Source organism: Vibrio sp. N418 (assembly GCF_000222565.1).
Lineage (GTDB): Bacteria > Pseudomonadota > Gammaproteobacteria > Enterobacterales > Vibrionaceae > Vibrio > Vibrio scophthalmi.
This window is the reverse complement of record NZ_AFWD01000024.1, coordinates 26,704-46,512: the sequence shown is the minus strand read 5'-3', so window position 1 is coordinate 46,512 and position 19,809 is coordinate 26,704. Positions and strand designations below refer to the sequence as shown.

The 19,809-nt window shown below is 44.2% G+C and carries 17 protein-coding genes; 12 read left to right on the top strand and 5 right to left on the bottom strand.

Annotated features, from left to right (window positions below; translation table 11 throughout):
- The first annotated feature begins 6 nt into the window (after positions 1-6).
- From RH86_RS03895 to RH86_RS03875, 5 genes are all read left to right on the top strand, one after another.
- Positions 7-1,407, top strand: coding sequence for a DUF3131 domain-containing protein (locus RH86_RS03895; protein ID WP_009385084.1), 1,401 nt, complete (start codon positions 7-9; stop codon positions 1,405-1,407).
- 11 nt (positions 1,408-1,418) lie between these two features.
- Positions 1,419-2,801: a DUF3131 domain-containing protein gene (locus tag RH86_RS03890; protein WP_009385083.1), complete on the top strand. Its 1,383-nt coding sequence runs from the start codon at positions 1,419-1,421 to the stop codon at positions 2,799-2,801.
- Positions 2,798-3,796, top strand: a complete 999-nt coding sequence (locus tag RH86_RS03885) for a hypothetical protein (protein ID WP_009385082.1) — start codon at positions 2,798-2,800, stop codon at positions 3,794-3,796. Before RH86_RS03890 ends, RH86_RS03885 begins: the two co-directional genes overlap by 4 nt.
- A gap of 87 nt (positions 3,797-3,883) precedes the next feature.
- Positions 3,884-4,678: a family 16 glycosylhydrolase gene (locus tag RH86_RS03880; protein WP_009385081.1), complete on the top strand. Its 795-nt coding sequence runs from the start codon at positions 3,884-3,886 to the stop codon at positions 4,676-4,678.
- 138 nt (positions 4,679-4,816) lie between these two features.
- Complete coding sequence (locus tag RH86_RS03875) at positions 4,817-6,097, top strand: glycosyl transferase (RefSeq protein ID WP_009385080.1); 1,281 nt, start codon at positions 4,817-4,819, stop codon at positions 6,095-6,097.
- Between the two features lie 110 nt (positions 6,098-6,207).
- Here RH86_RS03875 and RH86_RS03870 read toward each other — a convergent pair whose 3' ends face one another.
- From RH86_RS03870 to RH86_RS03855, 4 genes are all read right to left on the bottom strand, one after another.
- Positions 6,208-6,408 carry a hypothetical protein gene (locus RH86_RS03870; RefSeq protein WP_009385079.1) on the bottom strand — a complete coding sequence of 67 codons (201 nt, stop codon included), beginning with the start codon at positions 6,406-6,408 and terminating at the stop codon, positions 6,208-6,210.
- 242 nt (positions 6,409-6,650) lie between these two features.
- Positions 6,651-8,264 (bottom strand): response regulator, encoded by a 1,614-nt coding sequence (locus tag RH86_RS03865; RefSeq protein ID WP_009385078.1) that lies wholly within the window; start codon positions 8,262-8,264, stop codon positions 6,651-6,653.
- 207 nt (positions 8,265-8,471) lie between these two features.
- Positions 8,472-9,365, bottom strand: coding sequence for a cation diffusion facilitator family transporter (locus RH86_RS03860; RefSeq protein WP_009385077.1), 894 nt, complete (start codon positions 9,363-9,365; stop codon positions 8,472-8,474).
- 237 nt (positions 9,366-9,602) lie between these two features.
- Positions 9,603-10,481: a LysR family transcriptional regulator gene (locus RH86_RS03855; protein ID WP_009385076.1), complete on the bottom strand. Its 879-nt coding sequence runs from the start codon at positions 10,479-10,481 to the stop codon at positions 9,603-9,605.
- A gap of 136 nt (positions 10,482-10,617) precedes the next feature.
- Here RH86_RS03855 and RH86_RS03850 point away from each other — a divergent pair, with 136 nt between their 5' ends.
- A complete protein-coding gene (locus RH86_RS03850) occupies positions 10,618-11,199 on the top strand; it encodes a class I SAM-dependent DNA methyltransferase (protein WP_009385075.1) in 582 nt (193 codons plus the stop codon).
- A 28-nt stretch (positions 11,200-11,227) separates the two neighbouring features.
- Here the strand turns inward: RH86_RS03850 and RH86_RS03845 are convergent, their stop codons facing one another.
- Complete coding sequence (locus tag RH86_RS03845; protein WP_009385074.1) at positions 11,228-13,309, bottom strand: acetoacetate--CoA ligase; 2,082 nt, start codon at positions 13,307-13,309, stop codon at positions 11,228-11,230.
- Between the two features lie 325 nt (positions 13,310-13,634).
- Here RH86_RS03845 and phhA point away from each other — a divergent pair, with 325 nt between their 5' ends.
- The 6 genes from phhA (at position 13,635) to nirD (ending at position 19,735) form a co-directional block, all read left to right on the top strand.
- Entirely contained in the window at positions 13,635-14,429 is a 795-nt protein-coding gene (gene phhA / locus RH86_RS03840; protein ID WP_009385073.1) for a phenylalanine 4-monooxygenase, read from the top strand.
- Entirely contained in the window at positions 14,419-14,781 is a 363-nt protein-coding gene (locus tag RH86_RS03835; protein ID WP_009385072.1) for a 4a-hydroxytetrahydrobiopterin dehydratase, read from the top strand. Before phhA ends, RH86_RS03835 begins: the two co-directional genes overlap by 11 nt.
- Before the next feature lie 215 nt (positions 14,782-14,996).
- The gene (locus RH86_RS03830; protein ID WP_411572002.1) at positions 14,997-15,665 is read left to right on the top strand and encodes a hypothetical protein; all 669 of its coding nucleotides are present in this window, start codon (positions 14,997-14,999) and stop codon (positions 15,663-15,665) included.
- Positions 15,666-15,818: 153 nt separating this feature from the next.
- A complete protein-coding gene (gene yjjG / locus RH86_RS03825; RefSeq protein WP_009385070.1) occupies positions 15,819-16,502 on the top strand; it encodes a pyrimidine 5'-nucleotidase in 684 nt (227 codons plus the stop codon).
- A gap of 322 nt (positions 16,503-16,824) precedes the next feature.
- Positions 16,825-19,398 carry a nitrite reductase large subunit NirB gene (gene nirB, locus RH86_RS03820; RefSeq protein ID WP_009385069.1) on the top strand — a complete coding sequence of 858 codons (2,574 nt, stop codon included), beginning with the start codon at positions 16,825-16,827 and terminating at the stop codon, positions 19,396-19,398.
- 13 nt (positions 19,399-19,411) lie between these two features.
- On the top strand, positions 19,412-19,735 hold the full coding sequence (gene nirD / locus RH86_RS03815) for a nitrite reductase small subunit NirD (RefSeq protein WP_005594484.1): 324 nt from the start codon (positions 19,412-19,414) through the stop codon (positions 19,733-19,735).
- Positions 19,736-19,809: the final 74 nt, after the last annotated feature.

Below are 19,809 nucleotides of genomic sequence, written 5' to 3'. Positions count from 1 at the left end.
GAGAGTATGCGCGGTATCTGTATTGGTTTAGTGACGCTTGCCTTAATTGGTTGTGGTAACAAGTACAACCAATTTTCGGATGACATAGTTGAACGTAAAACTCATTGGAATATTCCTCAGCCTCGCTCTGGTGAACTCACTGAGCAAGAAATGGATATGGCAAGAATTGCTTGGAAATATTTTGAGAATAACTATCAAGAATCTACAGGATTAGTCAATGCGGTAAATAATTATCCGTCAGTGACTTGGTGGGATGCCTCTTCTTATTTGGCTGGGATGGTTAGTGCTTATGAGCTGGGTATCATTAAAAAAGAGGAGTTGGATTCAAGATTAACGCGCTTTCTTGGCACCTTGAATAAGCTCGATCTTTTCCGAGGTGAACTGCCTAATAAAGCCTATAACACTCAGACGGCTGCCAAAGTAGATTATGGTAATCAACCAGGTGAGATTGGTTATTCAGCATTGGATCTTGGTCGTCTAATGATTTGGTTGCATATCATTAAGCACCGCTACCCAGAATTTGCCACTAGTATTGATTCTGTGGTGTTGAGATGGAACTTTTGTAACATCATCGATGAAAATGGCACCATGTTCGGCGCGTTACTAGAACCGGGTAAAGATGTACAGTATTTACAAGAAGGGCGATTAGGTTACGAGGAATACGCTGCGAAAGGTTTCAAGTTGTGGGGCTTTAACGTTGAACAAGCTCTACTCCCAGAGCCCTATTCCACGATTAATCTATTTGGTTACGATGTACCCTATGACACACGAGATCCAAGAAAACTAAAAGCGCATAGTTACGTTGTAACGGAAAGTTACGTATTAGATGGTATCGAGTTGGGTTGGGACACAGTCGATGATCGCTCAGAACACGATAAATCTTATTCTCATCAGTGGATGGCAGAATTTGCTTTGCAAATCTATCGTGTACAAGAAGAGCGCTACAAGCAGACCGGGATTATCACTGCGCGTACTGAGCACCAGTTAGCGGGAGCGCCATATTTCGTTTATGACACAATTTATACCGATGGGTTTGCCTGGAACACTATCTCGGAAGTAGGCGATTTTCTACCACAGTTTTCTGCTGTCGCGATCAAAGGGGCGATGGGGATGTGGGTGTTATGGGACACCGAATATACCGACTTATTGTTTAATCATGTCTCAACCGCTTATGATCGTGAAAAAGGCTTCTATGAAGGGATTTTTGAAAACGGTACTGGTTTAATAAATACCTTTACCTCCAATAACAACGGAATCACATTAGAGATCTTATTGTACAAGAAGCAAGGGAAGCTACTTAAGTATAAAGATAATGTTGCGCCGAGCTTGTGGGAACGGGCGTTAGAGTCTCCGTTTGGTTACGAAGGGCAATGTTTACCGCGTAAGAAAATAGAGCCTGTGAAGTAGCGAGGCGCTCAATGCTAAAGAATGTAGTGGTATTAGCGTTTATAGTGGTCTTATCATCTTGCGGCGTGGTTTATCAAGGCGTGAACGATGGATTTACCGCGCTTAATCATTCGCAAATGGTACGCCAGGGTCGCCATGGTGAGTTAACGGAAGAAGAGCTTGCCTGGGCGGCGATCGCGTGGAAATACGTCAATAACAACACTCAATTGTCTACAGGGTTAGTGAATAGCTTAGATAATTACCCGACCACTAACATGTCTGGGGTTGCCGATTATTTGATTGCGCTGTTGGCGGCGAAAGAGTTTGCTTTTATCAGCAACAAAGAATATGACGAGCGCCTCTCATTAGTGTTGGCATTTTTAAATCGCATGCCGCTCAGTCAGGGGAAAGTGCCGAATAAAGTCTACAGCACCCAAAGCGGTCAAATGGTTAATTATGGTAATCATCCCCAAGATATAGGCTGGTCATCGCTCGATATTGGTCGGATTTTAATTGTCCTTGCGATTGTTAAACGCCACTCTCCGGAGTTTTCCGAATATATTGATAAAGCGGTGCTACGTTGGAATTTTTGTGAGTTGATTAGCTCCGACGGCGAGTTGTATGGCGCGGTCGTGAATGATGGCCAGATAAGTCGCTATAAAGAGGGGCGCTTAGGTGTAGAGGAATATACTTCCTATGGCTATATAGACTGGCATATCGTGCCGGAGAAAGCGATCAATATTGAGCCTTATGATGTGGCGACTATTTATGGTGTTGATTTGATTTTTGATGGCCGTGATCCTCGCATCTTTAATGTATTGAGGCCGGTATACAGTACTCCGTATTTGTGGATGGGATTAGAGTTCAATTGGGATGATATTGGTGATGAGCACTCAAGTGATGCAACACACACCAATCAAACATTATCGGCTATGGCTGATGCTATCTATTTAGTGCAAGAAAAGCGTTGGGAAAACGAGCGGATCTATACGGCGCGTGGTGAACATGTCGTCTCTGGTGAACCTTATTTTGTCTACGATGCGATTTATGGCCTTGGAACTCCGTGGATTACGTTAGCAGAAGATGGCTCTTCTCATGATTTATTAGCACTGATATCCACACGAGTCGCTTTTCAAATGTGGGCGCTGTGGAAAACAGACTACACCGAACGATTAATGACCCTTGTTAAAGAACTCTATGATCCGCAACGAGGTTGGTATGAAGGCCGTTTTGAACTGACAAGCGCCTATGAAAAAAGTCTGAGTCTAAAAACCAATGCTGGGGTACTTGAGGCCTTATTGTATAAGCAGCAAGGTAAATTGTATCAGCGTAGTACCGATAAAGAGTATCGAGATGTGAAGTTTAATTCACGATTTGATCACCCTGGCAACTGCTTAGTTGAGACGTTTCGATGAAAAAAATAATGCTATTTCTTTTGTTGCTATCTTTACCTATAGGCTGGGCACTTGCTAAAGAAACGCTGCATAAATCAGCCATTAATGCCCTTGTTACACCAACGTTGTTATTAGGGCAAGGTCGGTATGCTCAAGCTGCAGACAGTTTTCATACCCAAAGTACAGTGGTGTTAACGCTTGAAAGGCAACTAGGAACAAAAGGGATGTGGCAAGTGGCTGGGTTAGCTGAAGGGTTAGCCGCCATTGCTGCGGAAAAAAATAACGACCCTGTCGCATATGAGTATTGGTCGAATAGCGTGCGTTATTTTCTTATGTCTGGTGAAAACTGGGGCCAATTACAAAGCCAATTACACCAAGACTTTGAACAGTCGACTACACGGTTGCAAGTTAATATGGCCCCTGGAGATACCGGCGCAACAATTGATAATACTTGGTTGCAGCTCTTTTCACTGATTGAAGTTTGGCAAGAAAAACTCGATTACTTTTCTTATCGTTCACCATCATCTGGTTTAGCTCAACAAGTCACTCAGCAGTCAAAAAAATCCGCATTGAATGAAAATAGTTCTAATGGTTCCCAATTGCGACAATATTCTCCGAACAAACAACTGCAATTAAATGACGCGTTTAAAGGAAAGCAGGGATTTCAACCAGATGTGAACACTAAAAGTGAGGAATCTAAACCGATAAGAGTACCCACTAAACATGTTGTACCCACGGCGACGGATAGCCTTTCAAATGACTCAAGTCTTAAGCTTAACGAGAGACAGCCTAAATTCGAACAAGCGCCTGCAACGATAGTCACTCCAATTGTCGTTGAAGGTGAGATAACGGAAACAGATCATTTGGGTCGTTCTCATGAGAGCGTCGCACAAGAATCCCGACAGCTAGACCAGCAAAGCGAGGATAAGCTAATTTCTAGAGGTAATCTGGGAACAAAAAGTGGTAAAGGCGTTGAGGCATCTCAACGGCGTAGTTTTACACCTTCAACGGAGTGAACAGAAATTTCTTATAAAGAGAACCATGCAAAGATCACATTTTGAATTACGCTTAAGTAAATATAAATCAAATTGCAGTGCTAGCCCATGTCCAATCTTACTCATTCGCTAATTGCGTGTGCCGCGATGATGCCCTTGGCATTTCTTCCTCTAAAAGTTAATGCGATGGCATTTCAAGATGATCTTAAAAGTTTTGACTCTACTAGATGGTGGGTAGCAGATGGTTGGGAAAATGGTTTCCCTTTTTTAAATCGCTGGGAAGGTAAAGCCGTATCGTTTGGTAAGCGTGGGATGACGATTGCATTAACGCCGGACAAAAAACTTAACGAACTTGGCCAACGAACTTTCTATTCGGGAGAATTAAGAAGCCACGATTATTATAGCTATGGTTGCTATGAAATCGAAATGCGCCCGATAAAAGCCGCTGGTGTCGTGACTTCTTTTTTCCTATTTTCAGGTCCTTATGATAAACCTGAAGATGGTAATGGATTACATAATGAAATAGATATTGAGTTTTTGGGCAGTAACACCAATATGGTACAGCTTAATTTTTGGACTGATGATGATGAATATGCCAATACGCATGAAACGTTAGTATTTCTCGATTTTGATGCCTCGAAAGAGTTTCACCGTTATGGCATTTATTGGGGGGAGAATTTTCTTGAATGGTTTATTGATGGTGAGTCGATTCTAAAGGTGAAAAACAACCCATTTGATCCGCTGCCAAATGTTGAGCATTCAAGATTGCGGATTATGGCCAATGTCTGGGCTACCGATCCAGAAATAGCTAACTGGGCTGGGTTATTTAATCAGGAAAAACGTACAACCTATAAAGCAAAATATCGTAACTTCTCGTTTACGCCCGATAGTCATTGTGAATAAAGCCTGAGATGGGCATACATTCATAGTGGCAAGCAATATTTTTAAGGAAAACCGGCTTATCCAACTTGTATTCAACACCATGCATACTACCTTTTAAAGACAACGATTAAATACACAACGTCAGTCTGGGGTAATAGTATGGATACATCATTATCGCATGCGCTTGAACTCATGCATCAAGCAAGCGTAGATTTTGATCTTACCGATAACTCACATCAACTTCGCTTGCTAAATCTTGCTGATGATCTTCTTGGCTTAGAAGATTTACAGTTGCCACAACTCAAACACCTTGTTGTTCAACATAACGCTCCGCTCGAATTTCAATTGGCACTAAAACTTGTGGAGTCACGTCAAAAAATATTGGCTATCACCAAACCGATTAAAGTTGGAATTGTCTTCGCTATGTGGGGAGAGCATAACCGTTTGCAACCAAGGAGCAGTGCTAACCCAAACGGAGAGGATTCGTTGCGGATGAAAATCAATCAATTGCAATGGGTAACACAAGGCTCTCAAGTACAATGGCAACTCTATGCCGTCGATGATGGTTGTCCGCATGATAGTGCTCATATTGCCAAACGTATTGTTCATCAACAGCTAAGAAAAGTGAATGAACAGGTAAAAGTTTTACAGCTTTCAATGGCTATCCCGAGCAAATCTGGTCCACTTAATGGCTTGGATAGTGTGGATGATTCGCGTAAAGGCGGAGCGATAATACTCGGTTGTGAGTATGCTCTATCTGCGGGGGTAGATGGTGTGGTTTACACTGATGCTGATAATTCAGTGCATTTGGGGCAGCTAGGCCTTATTTTAGAGCCTTACGCGAATCAAGCAAAGCAAGTCGTGTTAGGTAATCGAAAGCACGCTGATTCTATTCTGGTGAAACAGGAAGAGCGTTGGGGGGTCGGCATCAAAACGTTGCGTCACATGCAGCGTATGATTGGAGCACAAATTTTTGATCAAGGGATCAAAGACACTCAGGCTGCATTTAAGTTCTATAGTCGACCAGTGTTAGAAAAAATCCTGCAAAAGCCCACCGTCTATGACTTTTCATTCGATACGGACTGGATTTTTGCCGCAATGGAAATGAATCAACCGATCACCACCGTTCCATTTGCTTTTATCGATTCTGCTGCTGAATCTGCTTCTATAGTTCAAGGACCAATGACAACATGGTACGTGCTGCTGAATGGTTTAGTTAAGGCCGCTAAAGCGCGTAAAGTGTCATACAGTGAAGATATGGCGGAGGTTTTTATCAAAGAAATCGACTCTCATAAAGATCTTGAACTTCTGATCGATGTTTTACCGCCAGAACTAGCCGGGGCCTCTGACGCGGATTTGGGGAATCCTAATGTCATGTCACCTCAATCGATGAGAAACTGGATTGTTGCGGCTAAATCGTTACATGCACAAGAAGCTTAACGACGAGTCTGTAATATTTAATGTGAGACTATATCATCAAATCGGTTGACTAGAAGGTCAACCGATTTGATTCCTTTATAAGGGAGGCTTTACGTGAGTATCAGTGTCAACTATTGGTTCTTAATACGTTTATTTTGTGCTTCTATATCGAGCGTGGTCGCGTAAAGCATATCGAGTTCTTCTTGGGTGACGATATCACAAACGCGATGGTGCTGGCTGCTGGCCTCCAAATAGGCGATAAGCTGCTGGCGTTCCCCTGCAGAGAGTGAATCGATGGTTTGATACATCATCCGTTTTGTGTCTTCATTCATATCAACCTCCCTAGCAATGGCTATTTAGGAGCAAGGCTAAGCCTTGTTTAATAACTCTCGCGACGGATTCTGTCGATTTTTATCTATCAGCTTGTCGCGTCCAACTTAATACTTTTAAATCTAGACTGTACATCCTCGTTAATGCCTACAATCTTCTTGCTTCTTGCTTCTTGCTTCTTGCTTCTTGCTTCTTGCTTCTTGCTTCTTGCTTCTTGCTTCTTGCTTCTCGCTTCTCGCTTCTCTTACATCCTATTGTTCAAGGTTGAAAGCGAAAAAGCAGCTGGGGGAGTGAGCGCAAATCCATGCTGCTTTCCAGTAATCACCCAGTTGTGCCAGTTTGGTGGCAGATCAAGTGTCGTTAGTTCCGAAATAAGACGGCTAATTTGAGTGGCATCAGCCAGGTTAGCACTTTGGCTATAAGCATGTAAGTACTGTATTTTTGCCTGACTCGAATGGGGAAATTGCTGCAAAAATGCTTGACTGATGAGTCGCTGATCTTGTGATTGACAATGCTCCGCTGGGTTAGCATTGATTGAGAATGAGTTTTGCGATAGGCCCAGTTGTTGGGTATTGGCGCCACGTGCTTTAAGGACATTGATCAGTGCGGTATGAATATCATGCTCTCCAAGCAGCCCTAGTGCAGGTAAAAACTCCATCAATAGAATCGGGGGGCACTCGAACAACTCATCATAGAAAGTGGCGATAGATTGCATGAGTTTTTTATGTCCAAGGGCGTCGTTATTCTCATCGATCAAAACGTGGCATTGGAACAGCAAATGCAAAGCCACCAGTTGTTGGACCCGTTTGGGTGTGAGTTTGCGACTCGCCAGTTGTACGAACTTATTGGCATGGTGCAGAACTTCGGTTTTCGCGGTCGTACTTTCCGTTAACTGATAAACATTTTCTAGTGATTGAAAATGCTGAATAACACTCTTTAACCAATTGATATCGGCTAGCGACATGTGCCTTGCGTAGGTTTGACCGACTTTGATCAATTGATTTCGCTTGTTAGCCAAAGCGGTCAATTGACTGGCCTTAGAAGCACGTTCACCAATACTTGGCGTCAGTTCGAAGGCTTTATTTGCCCACAGTGCCGCGTGGCTAAGCTGATTCGACTCTGCGTAGAGCTGTGAAAGGGTATCCATTACCCGAATAGAAAGCGGGTTTTCGGTCAAAAATAAGTGCAGTTCTTCAATCGCTTGATGCGTATTGTTGTCACGATGGAGTAGGTATGCCATTGCGCACATTTTAGAAGCATGGCACTGGGTTGAGGATATCGTGATATAGGCATCTATCAGCGCCCATTTATTTTTGCTCATCCAATGTTCGAGCAAATATGCTTCTAAGCTAATGTTGAAGCCCGAGCGATTAATCATTTCAAATAGATCACTGGCGGATAAGGTTTCACCAGCGACAATCGCTTGGCTAATCTGAATCAATTTTTGTGTTTCACGGTTTATCACGCTGAGCTTTTCAGCCAAAGAGGTATTACTGAGTGGTTTGGTGACGAAGTGTCGCACTTTGCCCGAAAGGGCGGTCAGTACAGTCTCTTGCCGTGCATCACCGGAGATCATCAACACACCGGTGGTGTCACTAATTAATCGATTCCGATAGAGCAACATTGCTAACTCGTAACCAGTAAGATGTTGTTCGAGATGATAATCAAGAATGAGCACATCAAATTGATGAGTCTCTATTGCTTTAATGGCATTTTGATAGCGTTCAACAGTGATGATTTGCTCATGATTGACGCCGAGCGCGACGAGTTGTTGCTTGATCAAGAGTAAGGCGGTACTGGAATCGTCGACGATCAGCACGCGCATATCTTTTAAAAAGCTGGTATTGACCTTTCTCAAGAGCGCCTCCCATGCTAGCCATATATATTAGGTATCCTTCCCTTTGTTAGATATTAGTCGACAGGTTTCATATTTGCCATTCACTTATATATTAAATGGTTACTTAGTCGCTTATGGTTTATTGTTTCGCTACGCTAAAAATGAAAAAGAGCACTGAGAAGTGCTCTTTTTAGCAAAGTACTGATATTTTTTAAGCCGTTATAACGTTTAGTGCGCCACATTCATGGTCAACTGTAAATCGAGTTTTAGCGGGGAAAGTTTATCTTTCAATAGACGTTTCGCTTTTTCTATTTCCGCCAATTCAAGATGTTTGTTATCGGTATGCACATCGATATTTACCCAAAGCTCTTGACCTACTTTAGCAACGCCCGCTAACTCAATATGTTGCGAGAACTGTTGGTCGATTTTATTAACTTCAATATCAACGGCATTGTGAATATCATCACTTGGCGTCATTAATAGCAGCTCTTTCATTGCTTGCTTTAGCATCTCATAAGGCACTTTAATAAAGTAAAATGACATTAAGATCATCATCATCGGGTCAGCGTAGACGTTAAGATGCGCATAAGGTGTTAACGTCAATAAAAATGCGACCATAAAACCGAGTGTTACCGCAACGCTTAGCAAAGTATCCATCTGCCATTGTTTGGTTTCGGCGTGAATTAATCCCGAAGAGAAACGCTTCGATTTATTAGCGATATACCACCAGCCATAACCACAGCCGATAACGTTAACAATGCCAAATAAAGCAGCAATGGAAGCGTTCACTTCACGACCACCCGTCATAACTGACATAACAGCTGAGTAGAGTGAGTAGCCTACAATGGTAAGAATCACTAGGCCTTTGATGGCAATTACAATCGGTTCAATGACCGCTTTACCAAATTGGAACTCGCCTTGCGATGGGCGACTAATATAACGTGATGCGGCGAGTGACAATAATGTTAGCAGTAAACTAACCAGTGAATAGACACCGTCGAAGACGATAACAAGCGAACCCATTATGAGGCCAAGCACGAGTCCGCTTGCTGCAAACCCTGATGCTAAAAGGGCTGAGAAAGTTAAGATTCGCTTTTCATTTAAGCTTGTTTGGGCACACATGGTTGAAATTCTCCTTAGAACGTCCCTCTATTCTTGAGAATTTTAACCATTTTGACAAACTCATTGTCGAGGCGAAGTTAGGGGTGTTAACAGTGAAAATGATAAAGTTAATTAAAAACAGATGTTTACCTGTTGATTTTGCTGTCAACATTATTGACGCTGAGTGATTTTTCGTCTTTTGTCACGATAAAAATTATCAATCGACACTAATTCGAACTGAGATTTGAGTAAAAAGTACTAGAAATCAAATAGGTATTCGTTGAGTTTATCGGCTATCCAAGTCATGCCCGGGTGTTCTTTCATGCTGACGAGTGAAAACATACAGTAGTCTTCCTGCGTCAAACCATAAGTATGCTTAATCACCGCAAGATCTTGCTGGCGGAGGTGATGGCGAATCAATGGTTCAGGCAGCACACCCCAGGCACCTTCGGTCAGAATTGAGTTGAGGATGTAGTCAAAGCTTGAGAAGCCGATGTGTTGCAGCGCCAAAGGTTGCAATTCTGGGTTGTCTTTTTCATTGAGATAAACCATCACTGCCTGCATGTTATTACGCAATTCACTGTCCGATACGCGGCGCAGCTTGGCAAGAGGATGAGTGGCATTACATACCGACATCATACGAATTTTACCCAGTGGTTGGGAGGTAATATGTGGGTCGTTAATTCGTTCATAATCGACACCAAAGGCAAAATCGACCTGCCCAGTGACGACTAAGTTGGCCAAATCACCCGATGAAGCCAGAACCATGTTAAACGAGGTGGCGGGAAAGCGTTTATTCAATCGGTGAGCGAGATCTTGCCATAATTCATCAGGTAGTGAGTCATCACGCGCTATCCAAACTTCAGCGTTAAATTCGCCACTGGCTTGAACACAGGTTTGTCGAATACGAGACTCAGTCACCAATAAGTTTTGGCAATCTTTATAAATCGCTTTACCCGCTTCAGACATTGAGAGGTGATTGCCCGAGCGAATAAACAGCGCTGTTGCGAGCTCTTTCTCTAATGCCTTAATCGACATGCTGAGCTTGGTTCGGTTGCAATCTAATTGTCGCGCCGCTTCCGAGACAGACCCCGTATCGGCAACGATACAAAACGCTTCGATTTGCGATAAGTTCATATGCGTCGCTTTTCTTTAATTTTGATCACTATGGTAATTTAATTTGCGCCAAATGTCTGTTTCCACTTAAAAAGGGGTGGCGTATAATGAGGAATACACTTACCTTTGCGGTGAAAGCAGTTTTAAGGAGACCACAATGGCGATCAATTGGGATGAATGTGCGAACACGTGGGACAGCGATACAGCAGCAATAACTTATGCTGAGAATGCATTTTCTTCTCTAACTAAGACGGTAGATTTAACCAACAAACATGTATTAGATTTTGGCTGTGGCACTGGGTTGCTTACGCAAAAAATATCACCATTGGTTAAAGATATTGTTGCGCTTGACGGCTCGGAAGGGATGATCGAGCAGTTGGATAAAAAAGCATTGGATAACGTTGAGCCAGTGGTTGATATGTTGACTCGTGGGTTAGTGGCAATGCACCCTGCGTTCCGTAACCAATTTGATTTAGTGGTGGCTTCATCGGTTTGTGGACTCATTCCAAATTATGCCGATGTGTCTGACATTATTTATAGCCTGCTTGAAAAAGGCGGCCAATTCGTTCAATGGGATTGGTTAGCCAGCGATGAAAGCGAGCCTCAAGCGATGACCGCGGCGCGTGCTGAACGTGTTTTGACCGGGGTAGGCTTTAGTGATGTGAAAACCTCAACATCGTTTGAGATTGCAACCGAACAGGGCAGCCTCAAAGTGTTGATGGTCATCGCCACGAAATAGCGATTTCATGACGGGCAGTCAGCGCTGTTTACCGTGTTGATGCCCACACTCGCTCAATCTCTTTAAGAATATCTGGGTTTGCGATTGCGCCCAGATTTTCTATTTGTTGACCTTTCAAAACTTGTTTCACCGCAAGCTCAACTAACTTGCCCGATTTTGTTTTGGGCATCTCACTTAACGCGATGATGTACTTGGGGACATGTCGTGGAGAGCATCGAGTGCGCAAGGCCACTGCTATTTTCTCTTTTAATGCCAAGTTAAGCTGTGCTTCTGCGGCGAGCTGTATAAACAGGACGATCACTTCGTTGCCATTTGCACAGTAGCCCACGGCCAGTGAATCCAAAACCTCTTTGAGCTGATTAACTTGGCGATAGATCTCGCCAGTACCAATGCGCACCCCACCAGGATTTAACGTGGCATCACTGCGGCCAAAAAACATCATGCCACCATGTCGGGTCGCAAGAACATCATCACCATGATGCCAAGTATTGTTGTAACGTTGCCAATAGGCTCGATGATAGCGCTCACCATCATCACGCCAAAACCCAATCGGTTGATTAGGGAAGCTATTACAGCAGACAAGCTCCCCGCGCTGGTCAATGATGCGTTTTCCCTCGGTGTCGAAAGCGGCGACATCCATACCAAGCGCTGCGCCTTGGCATTCACCCCGATACACGGGTGAAATAGGGTTGCCAAGCACAAAGCAGCCGCAGATATCGGTGCCACCCGAGATTGAAGCCAGGTGAATATCGGCTTTAATCTCGCGATAGACGTAATCAAACTGCTCAGGATAGAGCACTGAACCAGTAGAGCAGAGCGTTCTTAACTCGGTTAGCTCAAATTCTTTGAGTGGTGAAACCTCGGCCTTGGCAATGTGTTCAAGATATTTTGCAGAAGTGCCAAACAACGAAACTTGTGCGCGTTCTGCCAACTGCCAAAGACGCTTAGCGTCGGGGTAAGTTGGACTGCCATCATAAATCACCAATGTTGCGCCGCTGGCAAGAGCGGAAACATGCCAATTCCACATCATCCAACCACAAGTGGTGTAGTAAAATACTCGCTCAGCTGGCTGAATATCGCAATGTAACTGGTGTTCTTTTAGATGGTTTAGTAGTGTGCCACCCACGTTGTGCACGATGCATTTCGGCTTACCTGTCGTCCCAGAAGAGTAGAGGATAAATAGTGGGTTATTAAAGGCCACCCGCGTAAATTCAACCATTTGTGCGGAAAATTGTGTGGCTAACTCATGCCAATAACAGATGGCGAGCGAGCCTTTTTCATGAGGATGATGAACTAAGTGCGAGTCCGATGAATTTAGTTCTATATCGTCACCTATAATGCAGGCAGAGTTGAGTGTCGGTAGGGCGCGAATGATGGCTTGGTTTTTGTCGATGAGCGATATCGTTTTACCTGAAAAGTGGCTCTGTTGTGCACAAAAGAACACCTTGGGATCAACCTGACCAAAGCGCTCAATGACGCTTTCTATGCCAAAGTCCGGCGAGGTAGAAGTCCAAATCGCCCCAATACTGGTTGTTGCCAGCATTGCTATCACCGATTGACAGTTGTAGGGCAGATAGCCTGCAACTACATCGCCCTTAGTGACGCCTTGTGTTTGCAGCCACTGCTGAACAATAGAGACTTGTTGCTTGAGATCGTTCCAAGTTAATTGCTCTTCAAAGCCATCTTCTCGTTCAAAGATCATTGCCACTGGCAAGTGATGGCTTGGTAAGTGATGGTTTGATGCCAATTGGGTTTGCTGATCTCTAGAGTATCGTTCGCCGGCTAATAGATTTTGCGCGTAGTTGAGCTGGGCATCACCAAACCACTGCGTATCGCGGTTTTCAACCACGCTGTGCCATTTCGCATCAGCAAGATGTTGAGTGCGCTCGCCAATATCACCTTCTACGCAGCAAAACTGCCATATTGAGCGCCAAAACTCGTCACTATGCTGAATTGACCAAGCATGTAAAGTGGCGTAATCGGTAACATTGGCGGCAGAATCACAGTGGGTGGTTATGTGGTTTATAAAACCGGTCAGCTGCGCGTTTTCAATACGTTGCTTGCTAGGCTGCCAACAGATGTCGTTATTGTATTCACTCGTCGCTTTCATCAGTGATCGTCACTCGCATAATCCGGTTGCTTTGCCTGAGTATTGAAACGGCTGGCAGAAAAAGCAAATCAGCATCTTACTGAATTAATGATAAAAAAATGAAGGTGTAAAAATTATGTTACATACAAAGGTGACAGATATTGATGTTCACATTGTCGGAATTGCCGCTGATTAATAAACTTTAGTTAAGGCTTCGATGGTCGAAATAAGGGGGAGCGAGGGGAATCGCCGGCTTGTTTTATCAGCAATTTTTATCAGCAAGGTTTACCGGTGAGCTTTGGCGTAAATAAGCGTTTATTAAACGTTTATGCAGGGAGGAAAAGCTATGTCTCAGTATCATTCTAAGGCCGTTGATGAAGATGGTTTAGTCGCTTGGAGTCGTGAAGAAGATGCGATTTGGCATGATCTAATGGAAAGGCAACTGTCGTTGGTGCAAACGCATGCCTGCCAAGAGTACCTATCTGGATTAACTCGACTCAATTTACCGCAAGATCGTGTGCCCCAATTAGCTGAAATTAACCAAGTGTTATTGCCTGCAACCGGATGGCAAGTTGAGCCTGTTGCTGCGTTAATCAGTTTTGACCGCTTCTTTCAATTGTTAGCTAATCGCCGTTTTCCTGTCGCCACCTTCTTACGTTCACGTGCCGAGTTTGACTATCTACAAGAGCCGGATTTTTTCCACGAAGTCTTTGGCCATTGTGCCATGTTGACCAATCCAAATTTTGCGCATTTTACTCATGTTTATGGCCAGTTAGGCCATGCCGCCAAGCCGGAGTTGCGCGCTTACCTTGCTCGTCTTTATTGGTTTACGGTTGAATTTGGCTTAGTTAACGAAGGGGATCAACTAAAGGTATACGGCGGCGGCATTTTGTCGTCACCGGGTGAGACGCTAGCTGCATTGTCCGCTGAGGGGGGTCAACGTGAAGCGTTTAATATTAATCGCGTATTGAGAACACCTTATCGTATCGACATTATGCAGCCGATTTACTTTGTATTACGCGATATTGACCAGCTCTATCAACTGAGTAAGCTAGATTTAATGGCAGAGGTTGAACGCGCAGCGCTTGACGGTCTTTATCCACCCCTCTTTTCAGCAAAGGAATTTGATCATGTTCAATGAGTTCAATTTGAATGACGAAACCCTCAACGAATTACGTTGTGAGGCATGCAGTGATGATGCGATCGCGCTTAATTACGACCAGCAGCAAGCCTTGTTGGCGCTATTGAATGAATGGCATATTATCGAGCGAGAGGGGATCCCTCAATTGGAGAAGAGTTTTAAATTTAATAACTTTCTCTCGGCATGGTCATTCGCGAATAGAGTCGCGGAATTGGCCGAAGAAGAGTTTCATCACCCGGCGATATTACTTGAATGGGGAAAGGTTACGGTAACATGGTGGAGTCATTCCATTAAGGGTTTGCATAAAAACGATTTTATTTGTGCTGCCAAGTGCGATGAAATTACACCCTAGTTAGGCACAGGGTTCGTTTCTCACGCTCAACGAGCAGAGTCGCTATTGTGTTAGTCGCAATGGTATTAGTCGCGCTATTCGCCGTGGTATGCGTGTAAGTGGTTTATGCTGAGCGAACAATTGGTCACTTTACGATAAACGAGAGTAACACCCCTAAAGATTTCTGTTTGGTGCCGATATAGAAGTTAACTCTGATTGTTAGCGGGCACCCGTGCATGAAAAAAATATTGATGGTTGTCCTTTTGCTCGTCGGCATTGCCCTCGCGGGTGGAGGATACTATGTGTTCTACTATAAACCTGCCGAAGAGGAGGCTGACCGCCTGGCTAAACTGGCATCACAACCTCTTCCTGAAGTAACCAATCAACAGCCGTCGCTTCCTGTCCCTGAACCCATCATTGAACAGACGGATTACTATGTCAGTCCTGAAAAGCTTGGTGTGCGTGAAACTCCGACGGCAGATGGATTTATTGAATCTGAATTATATCGTGGTGATAAAGTTCACGTTTTGGAAAAGAAGCAAGGTTGGGCGCGTATTTCACCTTACTATGTTTACAATGAAGGTGAACCAGAGGTCGCGGAATGGATCCCTATGGATGCGTTACTTGAAGTGCCACCGACCATTACTCAACAAGAGCGGGTGAAAACCATCAGTAGCTATGTTGAAGGTTCTGATGATTTTAAACAGCACTTTGATGTTTTTATCCAAACCACCGATGATTTGATTAAGGAAGGGATCTGCCTACCGCCTGATTTTGAAGAGCTAAAAGGTTGGGTGCGTTCCGTCAAATATCAAAATGATGTCTATTTTGTCTATTGTGGCGGGTTAAAGCAGGCCAACAAAATTTACTTAAATGTTCAAACAGGGAAGATTTTCTATCGCTGATAGTGATGGTTAATTTATTTAAATTATTGAATATATAGGGGTTTACAATGTAAATCCCTTTTTTGTTTTTGTCCGCTAAATCGGTATAATGCCTGTGCATTTCCAGCCAGTATGGCTTTCTCACATTTTGCCACGATTAAGGTAGTTAGAATCATGAAGTACGATTGGATTCTGTTTGATGCCGACGAAACTCTCTTTCATTTTGATGCGTTTAAAGGCATGCAGTTGATGTTTGAACGCATGGGTGTTGAATATACGCAAGATGATTTCGCTCAATACCAACAAATCAATAAACCGCTTTGGGTGGATTACCAAAACGGAACGATCATCGCAGACGACATTAAGCACATTCGCTTTAAAGGTTATGCTGAGCAGTTTAATACCACCACATCAGCACTTAATAGTGCCTTCCTTGATGCGATGGCGGATATTTGTAGCATGCTGCCACACGCGCGTGAGTTACTTGAAGCGTTAGCAGGAAAAGCGAAGCTAGGCATTATTACCAATGGTTTTACTGAGTTACAACAAGTCCGTTTGGCTAAGATGGGCTTAAGTGACACGTTTGAGCAAGTGGTGATTTCCGAGCAAGTGGGCGTTGCTAAACCGGATGCGGGAATTTTTGATTATACGATGGAAAAAATCGGCCAGCCTTGTAAGAGCAAAGTGCTGATGGTGGGCGATAATTTGCATTCTGATGTTTTGGGTGGTGTTAACTATGGTATTGATACCTGTTGGCTGAACCGTAGTGAAGAAGCACATGACCCTATGATTGTACCGAACTATACCGTGTCTTGTTTGAGCCAGTTGCAAGCGATTTTGCTATCAGAGGCGCAGTAACACGCGATGTATTAGGCGCTTTCAAGCCTGATTGAACAGCAGAGTTAACAGACGATAAAAATGGACGCCAAGAGCGTCTATTTTTTTGTCCATACAAATCTTATCGTATTGGAGCAGGGGCTATATTGTCGCTGAATTTGGCCTTTAGTAACAAAATATGAAATTTAATGACACAAATTTTGTCTTCGAGCTCTATTACTACCCCTTAATTTGTCTGTCTACCCCTTTAGGGTAGTTTAAAGCTGTAATTGATTTACATCATGTATTAATTTTTCTTCATAATTAACAATTCAGTTAGACAAAATAATGACTGGAATTGATTATGAGCAAGCTCAAGCTAGTGATCGTCGGTAATGGCATGGTTGGTCATCGCTATATCGAAGATTTGGTTGAGAAAACGGATGTCTCACAAATGGAGATCACCGTTTTCTGTGAAGAACCTCGTGTCGCTTACGACCGCGTTCACCTTTCTTCTTACTTTTCTCACCATACCGCACAAGAACTCTCGCTGGTTAAAGAAGGGTTTTATGAAAAGCACGGCATCCAAATTTTACTGGGTGAGCGCGCGATAAACATCAATCGCCAAAACCGCATCGTTTACTCCTCAACAGGGCGTGAGATTCAATACGATAAATTGATCTTAGCAACTGGCTCATATCCATTTGTTCCACCGATCAAAGGCAACGAAAGTAAAGATTGCTTTGTTTACCGCACTATCGAAGATCTTAAGCAAATTGAAGCGACTGCGAAAAACAGCAAAAGCGGTGTCGTGATTGGCGGTGGCTTGCTTGGTCTTGAAGCTGCTGGTGCTGTGAAAGCGTTGGGGATGGAAACGCATGTGGTTGAGTTTGCGCCAAAACTGATGGCTGAGCAGCTTGATCAAGCTGGTGGTGATCAGTTACGTCAAAAGATCGAACGCATGGGCGTTAATGTTCATACCAGTAAAAATACGCTAGAGATCGCACCGGAAGGTATTGGCTCACGTAACGTGATGCGTTTTGCTGATGGAACAGAGTTGGAAACCGACTTTATCGTGTTCTCTGCAGGTATTCGTCCACAAGACAAGCTTGCTCGTCAAATGGCATTAGAGATTGCGCCACGCGGCGGTGTTGCGATTAACGATTTCTGTCAAACGTCTGATGAAAATATCTACGCTATTGGTGAATGTGCTTCTTGGAATGGCACCTTCTACGGTCTAGTCGCTCCTGGCTACAAAATGGCGACAGTGGCCGTTGACCATCTACTTGGCAACAGCAGCAAATTTGAAGGTGCAGACATGTCTGCCAAGCTGAAGCTGTTAGGTGTGAAAGTAGGTTCAATCGGTGATGCCAATGGCCGCACGCCGGGCTGTAAGAGCTACGTTTACCAGAATGAAGAACAAGAAGTCTACAAGCGTCTGATTGTCTCTGCGGACAACAAAAAGCTGCTTGGTGCCGTTATGGTTGGTGATACTGCTGATTATGGCGACTTACTGCAGTTGATGCTTAACGAAATTGATTTGCCTGAGCACCCTGATGCTTTGATCTTACCAGCGCATGCTGGCGCGGAAAAACCAACACTTGGTGCCGATTCATTGCCTGAATCTGCGGTGATCTGTTCGTGTTTCGATGTGACTAAAGGCAAGATTGCCCAAGCGGTTGCCGCCGGTCACCACACTATCGGCGACATCAAGGCTGTAACTGGTGCAGGGACTGGCTGTGGTGGTTGTATTCCACTGGTTACTTCTGTGCTCAATGCAGAATTGGCAAAATCAGGCATCGAAGTGAAAAACGATGTGTGTGAGCACTTTGCCTATTCTCGCCAAGAGCTATTCCACCTTATCCGAATTGAAGAGATCAAAACCTTCGATGAACTGCTAGAAAAATATGGCAAAGGTTACGGTTGTGAAGTTTGTAAACCACTGGCTGGCTCAATTCTAGCGTCATGCTGGGGTGAGCATATTCTTAAGCCGCAATTGGTGAAACTGCACGACACCAACGACAACTTCCTTGGCAACATCCAAAAAGATGGTACGTACTCCGTAATCCCACGTATGGCCGGTGGTGAAGTGACTCCTCAAGCTCTGGGGGCTTTGGCTAAAGTGGCTGAAGAGTACAAGCTCTACACCAAAGTAACCGGTGCACAGCGTATTGGCCTATTTGGTGCGCAAAAAGATGACCTTCCAGAGATTTGGCGCAAATTGATTGAGGCCGGCTTTGAAACGGGTCAAGCGTACGCTAAAGCATTACGCATGGCGAAAACGTGTGTTGGTTCAACATGGTGTCGCTACGGGGTACAAGATTCAGTTGGCCTTGGCTCATACATCGAAAATCGCTACAAGGGCATTCGTACTCCCCACAAGATGAAGTTCGGTGTTTCGGGTTGTACTCGTGAGTGTGCGGAAGCACAAGGCAAGGATCTTGGCATCATAGCGACTGACGCGGGTTGGAACATGTATGTATGTGGTAACGGTGGTATGAAGCCACGTCATGCAGACTTGTTGGCTAGCGATCTTGACCAAGAAACACTGATCCAATACATCGACCGTTTCATGATGTTCTACATTCGCACCGCTGCGCCACTACAGCGCACTTCGGTATGGATGGAAAACATGGAAGGTGGTGTGGATTACCTACGTGATGTGATCGTCAACGACAAATTGGGCATCAACACCCAGCTAGAAGCCGACGTTGCTAAATTGGTGGGTGAGTTTGAGTGTGAGTGGACGGCGACGATTAAAGATGAAGCGCAATTGACTCGTTTTGCGCACTTTATTAACTCTGATAAGCGCGATGACAATGTTGTTTTTGTTCAAGAGCGTGAACAGCATCGCCCTGCAACATTTACCGAAAAACACCCAGAAGCGAAAGGCGACATTCTGCACGTCACGCTAACTGAAACCATTACTGAAGCATAAGGATTAGGCGATTATGTCATTTGAAAAAGTATGCCAAATCAACGATATCGTACCGGGAACTGGGGTGTGTGCATTGGTGAATGGTGAACAAGTCGCGGTGTTTCGTCCATCGCAGGAGCCACAGGTCTTCGCCATCAGCAATACCGACCCATTTTACCAATCAAACGTATTGTCACGTGGCTTGATTTGCGAGCACAAAGGCGAACTTTGGGTAGCAAGTCCATTGAAAAAGCAACGCTTCAATCTTGCCAGCGGTGTGTGCATGGAAGATGCGGGCTTTAGCGTTAAATCTTACTCCGCACGCGTTAAAAACGGTGTGGTAGAGATCGCAGCTTAATCGAAGAGATTCAATAGCTTAAAGGTTTCCTACTCAATGTGCCTATCGTGGGATAGGGAACCTTTCACTATTTG

What these genes read in the sequence shown, in the direction of transcription:
- RH86_RS03895 (WP_009385084.1), top strand. Translation starts at nt 7, where the DNA reads ATGCGCGGTATCTGTATTGGTTTAGTGACGCTTGCCTTAATTGGTTGT.
- RH86_RS03890 (WP_009385083.1), top strand. Translation starts at nt 1,419, where the DNA reads ATGCTAAAGAATGTAGTGGTATTAGCGTTTATAGTGGTCTTATCATCT.
- RH86_RS03885 (WP_009385082.1), top strand. Translation starts at nt 2,798, where the DNA reads ATGAAAAAAATAATGCTATTTCTTTTGTTGCTATCTTTACCTATAGGC.
- RH86_RS03880 (WP_009385081.1), top strand. Translation starts at nt 3,884, where the DNA reads ATGTCCAATCTTACTCATTCGCTAATTGCGTGTGCCGCGATGATGCCC.
- RH86_RS03875 (WP_009385080.1), top strand. Translation starts at nt 4,817, where the DNA reads ATGGATACATCATTATCGCATGCGCTTGAACTCATGCATCAAGCAAGC.
- RH86_RS03870 (WP_009385079.1), bottom strand. Translation starts at nt 6,408, where the DNA reads ATGAATGAAGACACAAAACGGATGATGTATCAAACCATCGATTCACTC.
- RH86_RS03860 (WP_009385077.1), bottom strand. Translation starts at nt 9,365, where the DNA reads ATGTGTGCCCAAACAAGCTTAAATGAAAAGCGAATCTTAACTTTCTCA.
- RH86_RS03855 (WP_009385076.1), bottom strand. Translation starts at nt 10,481, where the DNA reads ATGAACTTATCGCAAATCGAAGCGTTTTGTATCGTTGCCGATACGGGG.
- RH86_RS03850 (WP_009385075.1), top strand. Translation starts at nt 10,618, where the DNA reads ATGGCGATCAATTGGGATGAATGTGCGAACACGTGGGACAGCGATACA.
- RH86_RS03845 (WP_009385074.1), bottom strand. Translation starts at nt 13,309, where the DNA reads ATGAAAGCGACGAGTGAATACAATAACGACATCTGTTGGCAGCCTAGC.
- phhA (WP_009385073.1), top strand. Translation starts at nt 13,635, where the DNA reads ATGTCTCAGTATCATTCTAAGGCCGTTGATGAAGATGGTTTAGTCGCT.
- RH86_RS03835 (WP_009385072.1), top strand. Translation starts at nt 14,419, where the DNA reads ATGTTCAATGAGTTCAATTTGAATGACGAAACCCTCAACGAATTACGT.
- RH86_RS03830 (WP_411572002.1), top strand. Translation starts at nt 14,997, where the DNA reads ATGAAAAAAATATTGATGGTTGTCCTTTTGCTCGTCGGCATTGCCCTC.
- yjjG (WP_009385070.1), top strand. Translation starts at nt 15,819, where the DNA reads ATGAAGTACGATTGGATTCTGTTTGATGCCGACGAAACTCTCTTTCAT.
- nirB (WP_009385069.1), top strand. Translation starts at nt 16,825, where the DNA reads ATGAGCAAGCTCAAGCTAGTGATCGTCGGTAATGGCATGGTTGGTCAT.
- nirD (WP_005594484.1), top strand. Translation starts at nt 19,412, where the DNA reads ATGTCATTTGAAAAAGTATGCCAAATCAACGATATCGTACCGGGAACT.